The sequence below is a fragment of the Bdellovibrio sp. HCB2-146 genome (genome assembly GCF_047345725.1).
In the GTDB taxonomy this organism is placed as follows: domain Bacteria; phylum Bdellovibrionota; class Bdellovibrionia; order Bdellovibrionales; family Bdellovibrionaceae; genus Bdellovibrio.
Genome location: NZ_JBLEQP010000002.1, coordinates 1,283,868 through 1,299,009, shown reverse-complemented (window position 1 = coordinate 1,299,009; position 15,142 = coordinate 1,283,868). Strand labels below are relative to the sequence as shown.

16 protein-coding genes are annotated in these 15,142 nt (G+C 45.3%); 11 read left to right on the top strand and 5 right to left on the bottom strand.

The window, feature by feature from the left end:
- Nucleotides 1-104 precede the first annotated feature (104 nt).
- On the top strand, nt 105-707 hold the full coding sequence (locus tag ACLWOR_RS17170) for a hypothetical protein (protein WP_413942040.1): 603 nt from the start codon (nt 105-107) through the stop codon (nt 705-707).
- Nucleotides 708-725: 18 nt separating this feature from the next.
- Here the strand turns inward: ACLWOR_RS17170 and ACLWOR_RS17165 are convergent, their stop codons facing one another.
- Nucleotides 726-1,325, bottom strand: coding sequence for a YceI family protein (locus ACLWOR_RS17165; RefSeq protein WP_413942039.1), 600 nt, complete (start codon nt 1,323-1,325; stop codon nt 726-728).
- Nucleotides 1,326-1,429: 104 nt separating this feature from the next.
- Between ACLWOR_RS17165 and ACLWOR_RS17160 the strand changes: the two genes are divergently transcribed.
- Nucleotides 1,430-2,323 (top strand): LysR substrate-binding domain-containing protein, encoded by an 894-nt coding sequence (locus tag ACLWOR_RS17160; RefSeq protein WP_413942038.1) that lies wholly within the window; start codon nt 1,430-1,432, stop codon nt 2,321-2,323.
- On the opposite strand, the gene ACLWOR_RS17155 is transcribed toward ACLWOR_RS17160, so the two are convergent.
- A complete protein-coding gene (locus ACLWOR_RS17155) occupies nt 2,306-2,845 on the bottom strand; it encodes a PilZ domain-containing protein (RefSeq protein ID WP_413942037.1) in 540 nt (179 codons plus the stop codon). The two genes, ACLWOR_RS17160 and ACLWOR_RS17155, sit on opposite strands and share 18 nt — an antisense overlap.
- A gap of 70 nt (nt 2,846-2,915) precedes the next feature.
- The gene (gene thiL, locus ACLWOR_RS17150) at nt 2,916-3,866 is read right to left on the bottom strand and encodes a thiamine-phosphate kinase (RefSeq protein ID WP_413942036.1); all 951 of its coding nucleotides are present in this window, start codon (nt 3,864-3,866) and stop codon (nt 2,916-2,918) included.
- A gap of 78 nt (nt 3,867-3,944) precedes the next feature.
- On the opposite strand from thiL, the gene ppk1 reads away from it, so the two are divergent.
- A complete protein-coding gene (gene ppk1, locus ACLWOR_RS17145; protein ID WP_413942035.1) occupies nt 3,945-6,110 on the top strand; it encodes a polyphosphate kinase 1 in 2,166 nt (721 codons plus the stop codon).
- Between the two features lie 2 nt (nt 6,111-6,112).
- Nucleotides 6,113-6,619, top strand: coding sequence for a phosphohistidine phosphatase SixA (gene sixA / locus ACLWOR_RS17140; protein WP_413942034.1), 507 nt, complete (start codon nt 6,113-6,115; stop codon nt 6,617-6,619).
- 64 nt (nt 6,620-6,683) lie between these two features.
- On the opposite strand, the gene ACLWOR_RS17135 is transcribed toward sixA, so the two are convergent.
- The gene (locus tag ACLWOR_RS17135) at nt 6,684-7,595 is read right to left on the bottom strand and encodes a hypothetical protein (protein WP_413942033.1); all 912 of its coding nucleotides are present in this window, start codon (nt 7,593-7,595) and stop codon (nt 6,684-6,686) included.
- Nucleotides 7,596-7,648: 53 nt separating this feature from the next.
- On the opposite strand from ACLWOR_RS17135, the gene ACLWOR_RS17130 reads away from it, so the two are divergent.
- The 6 genes from ACLWOR_RS17130 to ACLWOR_RS17105 all read left to right on the top strand — a co-directional run bounded on the left by ACLWOR_RS17130 (nt 7,649) and on the right by ACLWOR_RS17105 (nt 13,468).
- Nucleotides 7,649-8,704, top strand: coding sequence for a hypothetical protein (locus tag ACLWOR_RS17130; protein WP_413942032.1), 1,056 nt, complete (start codon nt 7,649-7,651; stop codon nt 8,702-8,704).
- A 93-nt stretch (nt 8,705-8,797) separates the two neighbouring features.
- Nucleotides 8,798-9,460: a phosphate signaling complex protein PhoU gene (gene phoU, locus ACLWOR_RS17125; protein ID WP_413942031.1), complete on the top strand. Its 663-nt coding sequence runs from the start codon at nt 8,798-8,800 to the stop codon at nt 9,458-9,460.
- Nucleotides 9,441-10,157, top strand: a complete 717-nt coding sequence (locus ACLWOR_RS17120) for a response regulator transcription factor (RefSeq protein WP_413942030.1) — start codon at nt 9,441-9,443, stop codon at nt 10,155-10,157. The genes phoU and ACLWOR_RS17120 overlap by 20 nt, the downstream gene beginning before the upstream one ends.
- Complete coding sequence (locus ACLWOR_RS17115) at nt 10,154-11,581, top strand: sensor histidine kinase (protein WP_413942029.1); 1,428 nt, start codon at nt 10,154-10,156, stop codon at nt 11,579-11,581. Before ACLWOR_RS17120 ends, ACLWOR_RS17115 begins: the two co-directional genes overlap by 4 nt.
- 96 nt (nt 11,582-11,677) lie before the next feature.
- A complete protein-coding gene (locus ACLWOR_RS17110) occupies nt 11,678-12,481 on the top strand; it encodes a hypothetical protein (RefSeq protein WP_413942028.1) in 804 nt (267 codons plus the stop codon).
- A 93-nt stretch (nt 12,482-12,574) separates the two neighbouring features.
- Nucleotides 12,575-13,468: an RsmB/NOP family class I SAM-dependent RNA methyltransferase gene (locus ACLWOR_RS17105; protein WP_413942027.1), complete on the top strand. Its 894-nt coding sequence runs from the start codon at nt 12,575-12,577 to the stop codon at nt 13,466-13,468.
- Nucleotides 13,469-13,492: 24 nt separating this feature from the next.
- On the opposite strand, the gene ACLWOR_RS17100 is transcribed toward ACLWOR_RS17105, so the two are convergent.
- Nucleotides 13,493-13,762 (bottom strand): DNA-dependent DNA polymerase, encoded by a 270-nt coding sequence (locus ACLWOR_RS17100; RefSeq protein WP_413942026.1) that lies wholly within the window; start codon nt 13,760-13,762, stop codon nt 13,493-13,495.
- A gap of 82 nt (nt 13,763-13,844) precedes the next feature.
- Between ACLWOR_RS17100 and ACLWOR_RS17095 the strand changes: the two genes are divergently transcribed.
- Nucleotides 13,845-15,104, top strand: coding sequence for a DUF814 domain-containing protein (locus tag ACLWOR_RS17095; RefSeq protein ID WP_413942025.1), 1,260 nt, complete (start codon nt 13,845-13,847; stop codon nt 15,102-15,104).
- Nucleotides 15,105-15,142: the final 38 nt, after the last annotated feature.

Genomic DNA, 15,142 nt, shown 5'->3' with positions numbered 1-15,142 from the left:
GCTTAGTCCTATACGAGGACTTGGAGAGTGTTGAATTTTTCAGGAATTGCTTGTTCGTGGATCTTATTGCGGGATCAGGGAAGCTTCTGTAGACTGGTCCGCATATGGAACAAAGCCAATCTGAAGTGAATCTTCCGTGGTGGACCTGGATATTGCCGTTTTTTCTGGCGCTTATCGCGAAATCGATTTGTTACCGATTCTTTTTCCACGAAGGTTTTTTCTATATTTACGGATCTTATGTTCTTTGTCTTCCCTTGTATTTTATTTGGGGACCACGAGTCTTTTGGTCTCAAGCTCTCGCCGAAGCTCTCACTGCCAATATTGTGGGTTTAAAGGGTTTTGATATTCATCTCTTGCATGGTGTTGCAAATGCCTCGAAGCCGTTGATGGGGTATTGCTTTTTTCTGTGGGCTTCTAAAGGAAAATACCGAGAAAAAATCGACCGTAGTCTTTTATTTTTCTTTTGGACATTATTAATCGCAAGCTTGATTGCAAATATCATCCTCGTCGGATTTAGATACGGTGCCGGAGATGTGAATGCCGGCGAGTTTCTGCCAAGAATTTTAAAGCAGACTTTGAGAGATTGTTTCTTTGGATATGTTATCAGTTTCCCATTGTTGGAAAAATTAGGCCCTTTTCTGAAACAGAAAAATCTTTCACGCTGGCCCCTCGAGAAAGAAGAATTGGCAGAAAGCCGTGCTCCTTAGAGCACGGCCTCATTCACGTTAGCTTTTCTTTTCAACAGGCTTGTTCGCTTCAATTTTGATCACGAGAGTGACCTCGTCGCCAACGACGGGACCTGCTTCCACCATATTACTCCAGTTTAAACCAAAATCTTTGCGATTGATTTTGCTAGTCGCAGAGAAGGCGATTTTATGATTGCCGAATGGATCGTTAACTTCGCCCAGGTATTTCACATCCAGAGTGACTGATTTGGTTTTTCCTTTAATCGTCAAATCACCAATAATTTTCAAATTGTCGGCACTGCCAACGATCTTTTTGGTGACGAATGACAATTTTGGAGATTTCGCCGCATCAAAAAAGTCAGGACTCTTTAAGTGATCGTCACGTTGGGAATTGTCCGTATTCACACTGGCGGCATCGATGTCGAGGTTGGCTTTGGACTTGTTTAAATTTGAATCGATAGTGATGGAACCATCGAATTTTGTAAATCGACCTTCGACGGTGGCGATGACCAGATGGGGAACTTCAAAGCCGATTTTAGAGTGGGCAGCATCAACAGTATAAGTTCCTGCCGGAATAGATTTCGCAAATGCAGGCAAAGTCATCAATGTGACAAGACTTGATAGGACTAACTTTTTCATAGGGTTCTCTCCTTAGTTATGATCTTGATAAATGAACCGAAGATAGTATCGACGTCTTTTCATTATTGCGGTAGGTGACATATTTGGTATAGACTGTTCTGTATATGGAACAATTAGACCTCAATCAAATCCGGACTTTTATTAAAATCGTTCAGGCGGGGAGCTTTACGAAAGCTGCCGAAGTTCTGCGACAACCCAAATCGCGAGTCAGTCGCCGAATGGCAGCTTTGGAAAAAGAACTTGGCGTGCAGTTGATCTATCGCACAACGAGACAGTTTCAGCTGACGGAGATTGGACGACAGTTTTTCGAACGAGGTCGCAATCTCATTGAGGGACTTGAGAGTCTTTCAAGTGAAATTAGTGAAACCACATCGGAAGTCTCGGGTTTGATTCGCATCACGGCGTCTGATGATATGGGAATTTTATATTTGCCAGCCCTCTTGGATGAGTTTTGTCAGGTCTATCCGCAAGTAAGATTTGAGATTTTGCTCACGCAATCCTATGTGGATCTGGTGAAAGAATCTGTGGATGTGGCACTGCGAATTGGCGCTCTGAAAGACAGCTCATTGAAAGTTCGTAAAATCGGCAACGTGAAATCTATTTTCGTGGCCAGCCCTGGGTTTCTCGAGCGTTACCGTCAAATTGAAGACTTGTCTATGATTCATCAGTGGCCTTTCTTGTCTTTGAAACAGCAAGAAAAGCTGGATGTATACCGAGACTCTGATTCAAAAAAAATCACTCTGAAGGTTAAGCCTACTTTTTCTTCGAATAATCCTTCGATGCTGGTGCCATTAGCTGTGCGTGGACGAGGGTTGGGATTTGTGCCTGAGTTTTTATGCCGTGAGCACATTCGATCAGGACGTTTAGTTCATGTGTTAAAAAACTTGCGCAGCGATGAGGTGCCAATAAGTTTGGTGACTCCGGATCAAAAAGAAGTGCCTTTGAAAGTGCGTAAATTTATTGAATTTGCTGCAAAGAGATTAAAAGAACTTTTTTAGGAACTCAGCCATTCCTGTATATTGAAAGTGGAAAAGGCCCAAGATCAACATGCACCAAGCGGCTCCTAGAACTGTCATCATCATGATTTCTGGGAATTGGCGAAGTGAGATGGAAGGCTTCGCGCGATTGAGCAAATCATCAATTTGTCCGCGTTCTTGCGTTTCTTTAAAGCGGCGAGCGAGGCCCTGAGCTAGTACGATACGCGCTGCCATTTCCATTTTATAGAAATGAACTCCCACCAGAGTGCGTTGATTGTTGATATTGTCCAAGCGAGTGACAATTCCATAGCAGGCCATTTGTTTTGAGCCTGGCGGTGTGAATTGAATTTTAATCACTTCACCTAAAAGAGGGCATAAGTCGTCCGGAGCTGTGAACGCAAGACCCGTCAATGAAACATTGCGGATTTCGGTTCCCTCTTCCCATGGAGTTTGTTTCGGACCCGCGACACGGATAAGACTGTCGTCCTCAGTGCTGAGAATATAACGTGGTGATCTTCCGTGGTAGCGTGCGAGACTAGACATGTTCTTCTTTTCGGAATATCACGAGCACTTCTTGACCGGCATTGCAGGAAAATGTCGTCTCAAACTGAGATTAGAAGTGACTCCATCCCTTAAATTCGGTGATTTCTTTAAGAGTTTTATTTTGCAGTGTGAAAAGACCTTTTTCATTCTGAAAACGACCAAGGACTTGCCATTGGGGAAAGTCTTTCCGTGCACTTTCTGGTATCGCTAACAAGAGTTCGTAGTCTTCACCACCCCCCAGAAAAAAGTCAGTCGCATTTTTAGAAAGCGTGCGCGCGGCAGAGTGCAGTTCGGTTGAAATCTGGATTTGATCTAAATCAATGGTAAGTCCCAAGTTTTCTCCGCAAAGTTGAAGAGCGTCGTTGATCAGCCCGTCACTACAGTCCATCAAGGCATGAACAGAATCGGCGCGGAGCTGGAGATGTTCCACCAGATCTAATCGCGGAGAAGGGCGAAGATGTCTTGCTTTTGCAACATCGAGGTTTTCGATTCTATTTTGAAGAGCCAGCATTCCCGTGTGGGAAAGACCCAGAGGTCCACTGGATAAAAGCAGATCACCCGCTTGCGCTCCTTTGCGGGTGAGTGGCTTTATGCAGGAGCCAAATACTGAGACATCGATGGTTATATCTTGAGGTGAAGCGCACAAATCTCCACCAATGATTTCAACATTGTATTGATCAGCAAGTGACAACATTCCCTGATAGAAATCGTCAAGCCAAGATTCGGTTAGGTTGTTTGGCAGGGCCAGCGATACTTGTGCGTAATGCGCATTGGCTCCCATGGCGGCAAGATCGCTCAAGTTAACTGCCAACGCCTTCCAGCCTAGGTCTGTTGGAGTGCAATATTCTCGACGAAAGTGAATGTTTTCAACCATCATGTCCTGCGCAAGTACGGAAAAGCCGGGGAAATTTTTGAAAACAAAGGCGTCATCGCCGAGACCCACAACAGTATGCGGGCTTTGACGCTGGACGAGGGATTTAATTCGGTCAATTCGTGACCATTCTTTCGGAGTATTGCGCATGGAAATTCCTCTCGAGGAGATTGCCAAGTAAGAGGCTTTATTGTGAAATATCTCGTCAGGGAGTCAAGGAGGATTCTGTTGAACACACCTAAAGTGACATCCGGTAAAAGAACGTCCAAGAAAAGATCCACGCGGAAGCCGAAGGTTGTTGAGCATCCTCTGTCATCTGAAAATCTTTTTACCAATCGTGAGATCGGTTGGTTGAATTTCAATCGTCGCGTTTTGGCAGAAGCTGAGGACGCACGCAATCCACTTTTAGAGCGATTGAAGTTCTTGGGAATCTGCGGTTCGAATCTGGATGAGTTTTTCATGAAACGTGTGGGTGGCCTTAAACGCCACGTGGTGTATGGCATTTCTCCAAAATCTGCAGATGGAAAAACTCCGGTGCAGCAGCTCCAAGAGATCCGTCAAATTGTCATTCCGATGATTCAAGATCAGGCGAAATGTTTTCACAAGGTTTTGAAGCCGGCGTTGGAAAAAGAAAATATCTTTTTGCTTTCGTGGAAAGATCTTTCAGCGAAAGAAAAAGAAGACGTTAAAAATTACTACAACAAAAACGTTTTCCCGGTCCTCACGCCACTTTCGGTAGATCCGGGGCATCCATTTCCGTTTATCTCAAATCTTTCTGTATCACTGGGTGTGACATTAAAGCATCCGCAAGGTGAGGAGAAACTTTTTGCTCGCGTGAAAATTCCGCGTGTCTTGCCGCAATGGATTCGTGTGACCACAGATCTCACCGTGAATCGCTTTGTGAGTTTGACGGAAGTCATTCAGGAAAATTTAGAAGACCTGTTCCCATCGATGCAGGTTTTGGGTGTGATGCCGTTTCGTTTGACTAGAAACGCAGATTCAGACCAAGACCAAGAGGATGCTGAAGATTTGTTGGAAGCCATTGAGGAAGAATTACGCCAGCGACGTTTTGCGGAAGTGGTTCGCCTCGAGCACGGCCCTAACCCAGATCCTTGGATGTTGAAGTTTTTGATGGAAGAGCTTGAGCTGACCGAAGACGATATTTATGAACTACCAGGCGAGCTTGATTACACAGATCTTGGCGTAATTTGTGACCTTGCAATTCCAAATCTTAAGTATGAACCTTTTATGCCAGTGGTGACACCTTCTTTCATGGAAGAAGGCGTCGGGATCTTTAACGTTATTAAAATGCATGATCAACTCTTGCATCATCCCTACGAAAGTTTTTCGGCATCCGTCGAAAAATTTATTCGCGTCGCGAGTGAAGATCCCAAAGTTCTTGCGATTAAAATGACCCTCTATCGCACGGGCGACAACAGTCCTTTTATTCGCGCACTTATTCGTGCCGCCGAACAAGGGAAGCAAGTGGTTTGTCTTGTTGAACTTAAAGCGCGTTTTGATGAAGAACGAAACATCTATTGGGCCACGGAACTTGAAAATGCGGGCGTGCATGTGGTTTACGGAGTTGTGGGACTTAAAACCCATGCGAAAACAGCTTTGGTTGTACGACAAGAACTTGAGGGGCTAAAATGTTACGCGCATATCGGAACCGGCAATTATAACGTCACGACGTCGCGTTTTTATACCGACCTTGGAGTTTTGACGGCGCGTGAAGAAATCACCAGCGACGTGGTTGAGTTTTTCCACTTTTTGACGGGCCGATCTCTGAAGAACAATTATCAAAATTTGCTTATTGCACCTGTGAACATGTTCACTCGTTTCAAGGCCATGATTGAACGAGAAGCTGAACATGCAGCGCATGGTCGTCCAGCCCAAATCATCGCGAAGTTTAATAACTTCGAAGAAAACGACATTGCAGTCGCTTTGTATGGAGCTTCGCAAAAGGGCGTGTCGATTGATATGTTTGTGCGGGGCTTTTGCTGTTTGCGACCGGGCGTGAAAGGCATGAGTGAGAATTTGCGAGTGACGTCTTTGATTGGAAGATTTCTTGAGCACTCACGTATTTTCTATTTCCGCAATGGCGCTGCAGACCCTGTCGACGGAGAATTCTTTATCGGTTCAGCGGATTGGATGTATCGCAATCTTCACGCGCGAGTAGAAGCCATTGTTCCCATATTGGATCGCAGTTTGAAAGAAAAGTGTTGGGAGTTGTTGCAGCTTTGTATCAAAGAACAAAGACAGGCTTGGCAAATGAATTCAGACGGAAGCTACACACGTAAAAACTCAAACGAAGCGGGTTTGCACCAAATTTTGATGCAAATTGCGAAAACCAAGGCCAAAATAGCCGAAGATGCATCTGCACATACGGAGTAAAAGTGGAATTGGTGATCATTCGACATGCAATAGCGGAAGAGCGAGAGGACTTTCAAAAGAAGGGCCTTGAAGATCAGTTCCGCCCGTTGACTCTCAAGGGTCGCAAACGCATGCAAAAGGTCTGCTTTCATCTCAAAGATATTTTGAAAGATGTTGATTTGATTGTGACCAGTCCCTTTACTCGTGCTCGTCAAACGGCAGAGATCATTTCGCAGATTTATTTTGAAACCAAAGTGGTGGAGGCTCCCGAACTGGTTCCGCAAAGTCCGCCACAAGCTTTTGTAAAGTGGATGCGCGTGCACGGTAAAAATCACCGTCGCATTGCGATCGTTGGTCATGAGCCACATCTCAGTACATTTGCGAGCTTTATGCTCACGGGTCGTAACGAGAGCTTTATTGATCTCAAAAAAAGCGGAGTGATTATTCTTGAACTTGAATCATTCACCAATGCAGAAGCAGGCACAGCCCAGCTTTTGATGCTTGCCCCACCTAAAGTTTTTATCGATTGATCCATTCTAGTTTGGTTTGGTGTTTGCCGTCATTAACGGTGATCAGAAGTTTTTCTGGCTCAGGTTAGAGCATCGACCAGATCAAGCCGTCGCGGAGGCCTACTCGTGGAATAAGAAGCTTCTGAGTCTCAGCTTGGCGCATAATGGTTTGCACAAGGACCGCGGCTGGCACGATGACGTCGGCGCGATCGGGGCGAAGGTGGAGCTTATCGATGCGATCTTTGAGAGATAAGCTTTTCAGTTTATCAATAATTTGACTGAGTTCCGTAAAGGTCACGAAAGTATTCGGCGTTCTATTTAATAAACGCATTTTGAGCTCACCTATGCATTCGAGATTTCCACCGGTCCCAATGGCAAAGTCTACTGGGTCGTGGTCGACATTGCGATGAATGTGTTCTCCAAGTGGCGCCATAAACTCACCCATGATAATGCCAAGATGGGATTCGTTCATTCTGCGTTTTGCGAGGTTTTCAAGCACGCGAACGGTCCCCATTGGAAAAGATTTTGTCGCGATTATCTTTTCACTGAGGGAAAAGGTGACTTCGACACTGCCGCCGCCGACATCAATCAACATGGATTTCTTGTTGTGAAGGTCGAGTTCTTTTTGCACAGCTAAGTGAATGAGGCGTCCTTCTTCGATACCATCAATGACCTCAATTTGAATGCCCGAAAGCTTTTTGATCGCAGAGACAAACTCTTTTGCATTTTTCGCTTCTCTGCAGGCGCTGGTCGCGACGGCGCGGACCCTGCTGACGCCAAATTCTCTGTTGGTCTCGGCATATTGATGGAACGTGGACAAGGCTAGCTCGAAAGAATGAACCGAAATCATTCCAGAAGTAAAAACGTCGTGGCCCAGTCGAACAGGGGCTCTGAATTTTTTTACAATTTTCAGCGGTGAACCGTTCCCATCAACTTCCGCAATCATCATGCGAATGGCGTTGGAACCTATATCGATAGCTGAAATACGACGTGACACGATAAAACTCTCCTGACCTTGGCATTAGTATATAAAAATGGCAGCATGGGAGCATGAAAAAAATCACTTTTGCATTCATTTTTTTTGCGGGCCTTCATGCTTGGGCACTATCTGATATTGAGATTTCCGGTGAAGTCGATGCCACAGCTGAAGTCTACACATTACCCACGGCTGATCAGGGTAATTCTGCATTCCGCATTCCAACTTTGCTTCTAGACATCAATGTTCCATTGAAAGACGGAAATCAGTTGGTGGTGAATTTCGAAGGTGCTGAAACAAGTACGAACGAAGAAGCGTCTCGTTTTGAAGTGCAGACTCGCGAGGCCTACTTTGATCTTGTGAGTATTTTTGATGGTATGTACGCCCTGCGTGGCGGACTTTTGCCGCAACCTTGGCAAGAGGCTGAATATGAGGACTGGAGTTATCGTTTCCTTGGTGAGACGGCTTGGGTGATTACGGAAAAATGGAAATATCTTTCTTACTCGGATGTCGGCTTGTCATTCATGGGAGAACTGCCAAGTGAATGGGGAGAGGCGGCGTTGACATTGGTGAACGGCGAGGGTCGTGACGCAAAAGAGGTCGGACCGCACAAAGAAGCTGCTTTGTTTTTTCGTTTGATGAAATGGAATCCATGGACGATCTCATTAAACTATGTTCGCGGAAACTATGATCAGTATGGTGATGATGTGGGACTTAAAGAGCGCGCACAGGCTTTGATCACTTATCGTGGTGAAACAAACTGGTGGGCGGGTGTGGAAGTTCTTTATGCTAAAGACCCGGCTGATGCAGTTCGTGCTCTGAAGATGGCTGAAGAAGTGGATGTTTTGGACTTAACTGGACAAGCGGTCGAGGCCTTAGGTGGCAGTGCATTTGTCACGATCGGCACAGGCGAGAAGTCAGAACTCATGCTTCGCTATGATTACTTAAATGCCGTGACATCAGAGTCTGGAAAAGACCTCTCAACTGGGATTTTGGCTTGGGCCTACGCAATTAGTGATGATTTCCGGGTTGCCGCAGAGACAGATTACACGGTTTATGGTGATCGTTACTTTGCCTTTGGTGGCCGCGAAAAGGCGAAATTTGAGTTAGCCGCACAAGTTCTTTTCTAAATGTGTTAAGATTCTGTTAGAATGCCTAGAGATGCCGTGTTAAGCGGTGTCTTTCCTCTAAAAACTAAGATAGATCATGGATGGGAGAGTGAGATGGAAAGAGCCATCGACTTACAATTAGAAGACCTTAAAAAAATGATTTTGCTAATGGGCGGTCATGTTGAGAAGGCATTGTCGCTAGCGATTACGGCTCTCCTAAATAAGGATCTTTCGCTTTTTGCTCAAGTTCATGAAATCGAAAGCCAGATCAACGAAGATCATATCCGCGTTGACGGGGCTTGTATGAATCTTTTGGCAAAGCAAGGCCCGGTCGCTAAAGATCTTCGTTTGATTTTATCTGTTATCAAGATCAACAACGATCTTGAGCGCATGGGTGACCAATCTGTGAATATTTCATACTCCGGCAAGGATTACTTAAGTCACAAACCTATTCAGCAATTGAATGATATTCAAAAAATGTCGGAGATTGCGGGTCGTATGGTGAAGGGCTCGTTGGATTGTTTTGTCCGTGGAGATACAGAGCAAGCAAAAGTTATTCTGTCTATGGATGACGAAATTGATGCTCTAAAAAATAAAGTATTTAAAGAAGTCAAAGCACACATCAAAGGAAACCCTGAAGATGTAGATGCAGGACTTGATTTGATTTTGATTGCGCGGAACTTAGAACGTTTGGGAGATCACGCGACGAATATCGCCGAAGATGTGATCTTTGCCTTTACGGGTAAGGACATCCGCCATGGGGGAAAGTTTGGCTGACGGAAACGTTCGAGTTCTAGTCGTTGAAGATGAACAAGAGATCCGCGAGCTGATGGCTTTGCATCTCTTGCGACAGGGGTACCGTGTGACTGAATGCGGTTCCGCTGAAGAAGCGATGGTTGAACTCGATAAAGGCTCCTACCAACTTTTTGTGTTGGATTGGATGCTTCCTGGAATGTCAGGGGTTGATTTCGTTGAAAAGATCAAAGCCAAAGTACCAAAGTCCAGTATCTTAATGGTGACAGCTATGGCCGAACCCCACGATATCGTCGCGGGACTTGAGCGCGGAGCTGATGACTATGTCACCAAGCCATTTAATCCCAGCGTTTTCCTTGCTCGCGTTAAAGCTTTAATCCGTCGTTCAAACGAAGACATGGCTCCGGCCATTGCTTCTGGATCAGAGGTTAAAGTCGCGGGACTTAAAATGAATTTCAAAACTTACGAAGTTTCATATCAAGGTGAACCTTTGCACCTGACTCCGTCTGAGTTTAAGCTTTTAGGCGCGTTGGTGCAAAATCAAGGCTGCGTTCTAACTCGTGAACAATTGATTGAGAGTATTCAAGGTGAGGGCATCAATGTGGTTGGCCGCACTATTGATACTCATGTCTTTGGTTTGCGTAAAAAACTAGGTGGCTTTGGCGATCAGATTGAGACTATTCGTGGAGTGGGATATCGGGTTAAGATGGATATCGCATGAAGCGATTTTTAGGATTCCCGAAACGATTATTTTGGAAGTTTTTCTTTCTTCAGTGGATAGCATTCAACCTGCTATTCCTCGCAATTCTAGTTGTTATCGACGTTCGCTATAAAGTTCGTCCCTTCGTATACAATGAAGCACTTTTAAATTTCTTTGTATTCAGCGCTTTGTTGTCGTTACTGACATCCTATCGTTTCGCACGACCGATTCAGCGGGTGATCTTAAAAGCTCTGCGTATCTCTAATAAGCGCGCGGTCGAAGGTTTGATTGAGTCCAACGACGAAGATTTATTGGATGATGAGCTCGATGATTTGTCGGAGCTGGATTTGGCTCTTAGTAAAATCCATAAAAAGATGAAGCGTCGTAAGGCGCAGTACTTACAAGCCCAAGAAGAATCTCAAGCATTTATGAGTGCTGTGGCCGAAGGCCTCGTCAGCGTGAGTTTGGATGAGAAAATTCTTTATTTTAACTCGCAGTTTGCTGCGCAATTCTTAACCGGCAATCAGTTGCAACAATCCAGCTTGAGTCTGAAAGAAGCGATCCGTTCTTCAGACGTTTTAGAAGGTTTTGAAAAAACCATTCGCACGGGACGCGGGCATCGATTCTCTGTGAAACTTGCGACGTTGCTTGATAATCAACCTCGATATTTTTCTGTGTCCGTAAACCCGATCCGTAACGAAAAAACCCGCGAAACATATGGAGTCGTAGGGATTTTCCACGATATCACGGATATGAAAAAGGCCGAGCAAATCCGCATCGACTTCGTCGGTAATGCGTCTCACGAACTTCGCACGCCTCTGACTTCCGTTAAAGGTTATATCGATACGCTCAAAGAAGATGTAAAGCAGAATCAGTACGCGCAAGCGGGCAAGTTTTTGGATATCGTTTCTCGTAACGTGGACCGCTTGATGGATTTGGTAAATGATTTGTTAAGCTTGTCAGCGCTGGATTCGCATTCAGAATTGAAGCTTGAGACAATTGATCCTTTACAGATTTCAGAGCATGTCGTAACGGAACTTGCAGTTCTTGCCTCGGGAAAAAATATTTCCATTCGTGTGATTGGAGAGGTTCCTCCTTTTACGGCGGACGCTCGTAAAGTAGAACAAGTTCTTCGCAATCTTGTTTCAAATGCGGTGAAGTACATTCCTGCAGGTAAATCTGTGCAAATCCGGTGGGAGCGCGATAAGGAACAAATTCTTTTGCGTGTCATTGATGATGGGCCAGGAATTCCGGGGGAACATTTGGATCGTCTGTTCGAGCGTTTCTATCGTATTGATAAGGGCCGCACGCGTGATGCTGGTGGCACGGGCTTGGGGCTCGCTATCGTCAAGCACATCATGCAAAGCCACGGCGGAACAGTTTCCATCAAAAGTGAAATGGGAAGTGGGGCCGAGTTTGTCTGTCGCTTTCCTATAAGTCGCTAGGGATCAATTAGAGCCAGACCTTCGGCTAAAGAACTGCCCGAAAATTCGCATTTTGTTTAGACCTCCTCTAATCTGAATAAAAGGTGGGAGGTCTCTGTGTTGCGGAATGCATTGGGTATGTGCGTGGTGCTCGGTATGGCAGCTACCGCTTATGCTGAAGTCAAAGAGCGCTCTCTTGAAGTTATTAATCAAGAGATTGCAAAGCTTGAAGCGAAGAAAAAAGAAATTGAAAAACCCATCAACGAAACGCAAGTGCGTGTGAATGCTTCTTTTGCGACACTTCGATCTGCAAGCGAAGCCGTATCAAAAGGCAATCCCTCTGCCACTGTTGCGTTGACGGATCAACAGCGTGACCTTTTCGTGAAAGCCAACAAAGACGTCGCCAAGTTGCAAACAGACGTGATCCCGAAGTTGGATCAGATGAAAAAAGAGGCGGGAGAAATCAATACCGAACTCACTCGACTTAAAGGTGAAGCTCTGCAAAAGAGAGTGGCAGGTGCCGCAACCGAGAGTGTGAAAGCCGCGCAGAATATCGGCAATACGGTACTAGAGCAAAACAAGGTTATTGATGACAATAAGCTTTTGAACACCAAGTTGCGTGTCGCGGATTTGCGCATGGGTCTGATGGAGCTTGATCTAAAGAAGAATGGCATTGATTCCACTCTCAATGATATGGAACGCATTTATGATAAATCTCTTTTAGGGGCTTATCTTCAAGATAAAATAGGTCAGCTGTTAAACTCTCAAGTTGTGTGTTCAGTTCAAAAAAGATGTATGGGCACGGACCCTAAAATGATTGATTCACAAAGAATCCGAAACGAAATCTTCCCAGAGTCAGAAGCCGTTCGTGGCAATTACTACGAAAAGGTAAATAAAAAACCTGCAAACCCGGTGCAGTAAAGATCTTAAAACCTAGCAAACATCGCTTTAGAGCCAGTTCTTCCCGAGCTGGCTCTTTGTTTTTGTGGGGCAAAAGTGGTAAGGTCAGATCTTATGGAAACTTCCCACGGCTTTTATAAATACTTTTCGGATGTCTTTAAAGATCGTTGGCCCGCTTTGTTCGCAGCTTTGCAAAAACGCGAACAGCAAGTCGCGCGCCGAAATAATTTGAGTCCCGTTGACGATGCCAAAACAAAAAAATGGAGCGCGCTCCCTGAAAAATCTGAACTTCCAGGGTGTTACTGGTTGGCGGAAGGCGAGCCTTGTCAGCCTGAGAGAAACGCAGATGAACTCTTAGATGTGTATATCATGGACCCTGCGAGTGTGATGGTGGCTCGCGCGCTCGATGTACAGAGTGGCGACCGGGTATTAGACATGTGTGCCGCTCCTGGTGGCAAGAGTTTGATTTTGATCGAGGGACTGGGAGAAGAAGGAGAAATCTTCTGTAATGACCTTTCTCCGGAACGCCGTGAGCGTTTGAAAAAAGTCATCCAACAATATGTTCCGCGCACGATTCGCGACCGTGTTTGGGTCACGGGTAAAGATGGTGTTCAGTTTGGCCTCAAGGAGCCTAACAGCTTTGACCGAATTCTGTTGGACGCTCCTTGTTCAGGAGAGCGACATATTCTGGAAAATCAAGCAGCTCAAGATGACTGGAGTCCTCGTCGCACCGAGCACTTGGCAACTCGTCAGTACTCGCTTTTAGCGGCAGCTTTGTTAGCTGTGAAACCAGGTGGGCGCATCGTTTATTCTACGTGTTCCATCAGTCCGGAAGAAAACGATGAAGTGATTAAAAAACTTTTGAAGAAGAAAAAAACTCAAGTAAAGCTGATAGACGCAGAAACGGGCGTCGGTGGTGAACGTACCGAGTATGGTGTCGCATTTTTACCCGACACGTGCGGGTTTGGGCCCTTGTATTATTCAATTATTGAAAAAACAGGAGAGTAGCCTCTCCTGTGCGAATTTTTAATTTTAGACGTCGTCGTTTTGATGGAATTTATGGCGGCGGTATTCTTCAAGAGTTAAGAAACCATAGGTTTTTTTGCGGTAAATTTCGATGGCTTCAGCTTCAATATCAGCCAAGACATCTTCCTGAAAGCCCAAAGGAATATTTCCTTGTTTCATCAATTGCAGAACGTAAAGGTGCACCACACGTTGAATAAAGTCGTGGGATTTTTCTCTCATTCGTTTCGTATCTTGCAGGCGAGTCTCAATCAGTTCTAATAGAAGGTCTTTTTTCATACATTACAAGTATCGGCGTCGGATTTACGAACCTGAGCATCACAGATAGAAATTTTCTAGCAAGCGTGCGAAACTGGTCGTTATGAAGGCTTTGACTCAGCAAGAACTTAGGAATTTCGTCTTGGAAATGGCGCCCATTCTCAAAGGGGCACAACTTCAAGAAATCGTCGCGAACGATCGAGGTCTAGCTTTGTCCTTTCAGGCCGGAGCGACGTACTGGTTGGTCCTAGACCTTGTGCCGAACTCTCCAATGATGCTGCTTTTTGAAAAACACTGTCCATTTAAGAAATCGCCGAAAACCAAACCCGTGGCTCTTTTTCTGAATTCGCATGCTCGTAACCTCTATTTGCAGGATCTCGTGATCGAAGAAAAATGGGGCCGCGTGGTGAAGCTTGCTTTCAAAAATACCCAGAAGGAATGTGAAGTCGAAGTTCACCTGATTCCGAAGCAAAGTAATTTGATTGTGCGTACGGAAGGAAAGCAAATCGCTTGGGAAAAACCATTGGAGCTTCGAGAAGCTCCGGTCGTGGAAAACCCTCCGGAGCCGCGCAGTTTTGAAGCCATCCATAACGAGTGGCTTGCGCAGCAGCAGGGGGCGCAAAAACCGTCTCTGGATCCGCAAGCGCAATGGGAAAAACAGCGACAAAAAGATATCGAGAAAAAGCAAAAGGCTTTGGTGGATATCGAAAAACAGCTAGAAGCCGAAAAAGAAAAGTTGTGGATCGAAGCCGGTCAGTATTTAAAAACTCACGGAACTTTGGATGTCCCTGAGCATCTCAAAAGTTTCGTCAATGCTTCTGAATCTTTGAGTTGGAATATTGAAAACACTTTTTCCAAGGCCAAACAGCTTGCTGGAAAAAAAGAAGGTGCCAAAGAGCGCTTGGAGATTCTAAAAAAAGAAATCGAGGCGCTCGAAAAGGCACGTTTTCAAGATAAGAAACCTGCGAAAACCAATCTTGATGATTTGATGAAGAAAACCGATGCTCGTGGTCGTAAGCTCACATTGCCATCGGGAGCTGTTGCTTACTGTGGAAAATCAGCTGCGGATAATTTAGCACTGCTTCGTCAAGCCAAAGCTTGGGATTACTGGTTGCACTTAAAAGACTATCCCGGAGCCCATGCCATTCTTCATCGCCAGCGTGACCAGAAAGTTGAAGATTCCGAGATTCAAGAGGTGGCAGCTTGGGTAGCGCGTGAGTCTTTATCGTCAAAATCGCTGATGCTGGGGCAAAAAGTAGCCGTTGTGATCGTGGAATGTCGCTTTGTTCGCCCGATCAAAGGCGATAAGCTGGGACGAGTCACTTATCACTCAGAAAGAACTCTTAATTTCACTCTGCGTTAATAGTTTGACTCGAGCGCGAGCGGGTCTAGAATTTTCTC

Bases quoted from the DNA above. Each gene is read 5' to 3' on its own strand.
- ACLWOR_RS17095 (WP_413942025.1), top strand. From the start codon at position 13,845: ATGAAGGCTTTGACTCAGCAAGAACTTAGGAATTTCGTCTTGGAAATG.
- ACLWOR_RS17165 (WP_413942039.1), bottom strand. From the start codon at position 1,325: ATGAAAAAGTTAGTCCTATCAAGTCTTGTCACATTGATGACTTTGCCT.
- ACLWOR_RS17120 (WP_413942030.1), top strand. From the start codon at position 9,441: ATGGGGGAAAGTTTGGCTGACGGAAACGTTCGAGTTCTAGTCGTTGAA.
- ACLWOR_RS17115 (WP_413942029.1), top strand. From the start codon at position 10,154: ATGAAGCGATTTTTAGGATTCCCGAAACGATTATTTTGGAAGTTTTTC.
- phoU (WP_413942031.1), top strand. From the start codon at position 8,798: ATGGAAAGAGCCATCGACTTACAATTAGAAGACCTTAAAAAAATGATT.
- ACLWOR_RS17100 (WP_413942026.1), bottom strand. From the start codon at position 13,762: ATGAAAAAAGACCTTCTATTAGAACTGATTGAGACTCGCCTGCAAGAT.
- ACLWOR_RS17160 (WP_413942038.1), top strand. From the start codon at position 1,430: ATGGAACAATTAGACCTCAATCAAATCCGGACTTTTATTAAAATCGTT.
- thiL (WP_413942036.1), bottom strand. From the start codon at position 3,866: ATGCGCAATACTCCGAAAGAATGGTCACGAATTGACCGAATTAAATCC.
- ACLWOR_RS17105 (WP_413942027.1), top strand. From the start codon at position 12,575: ATGGAAACTTCCCACGGCTTTTATAAATACTTTTCGGATGTCTTTAAA.
- ACLWOR_RS17155 (WP_413942037.1), bottom strand. From the start codon at position 2,845: ATGTCTAGTCTCGCACGCTACCACGGAAGATCACCACGTTATATTCTC.
- ACLWOR_RS17130 (WP_413942032.1), top strand. From the start codon at position 7,649: ATGAAAAAAATCACTTTTGCATTCATTTTTTTTGCGGGCCTTCATGCT.
- ACLWOR_RS17170 (WP_413942040.1), top strand. From the start codon at position 105: ATGGAACAAAGCCAATCTGAAGTGAATCTTCCGTGGTGGACCTGGATA.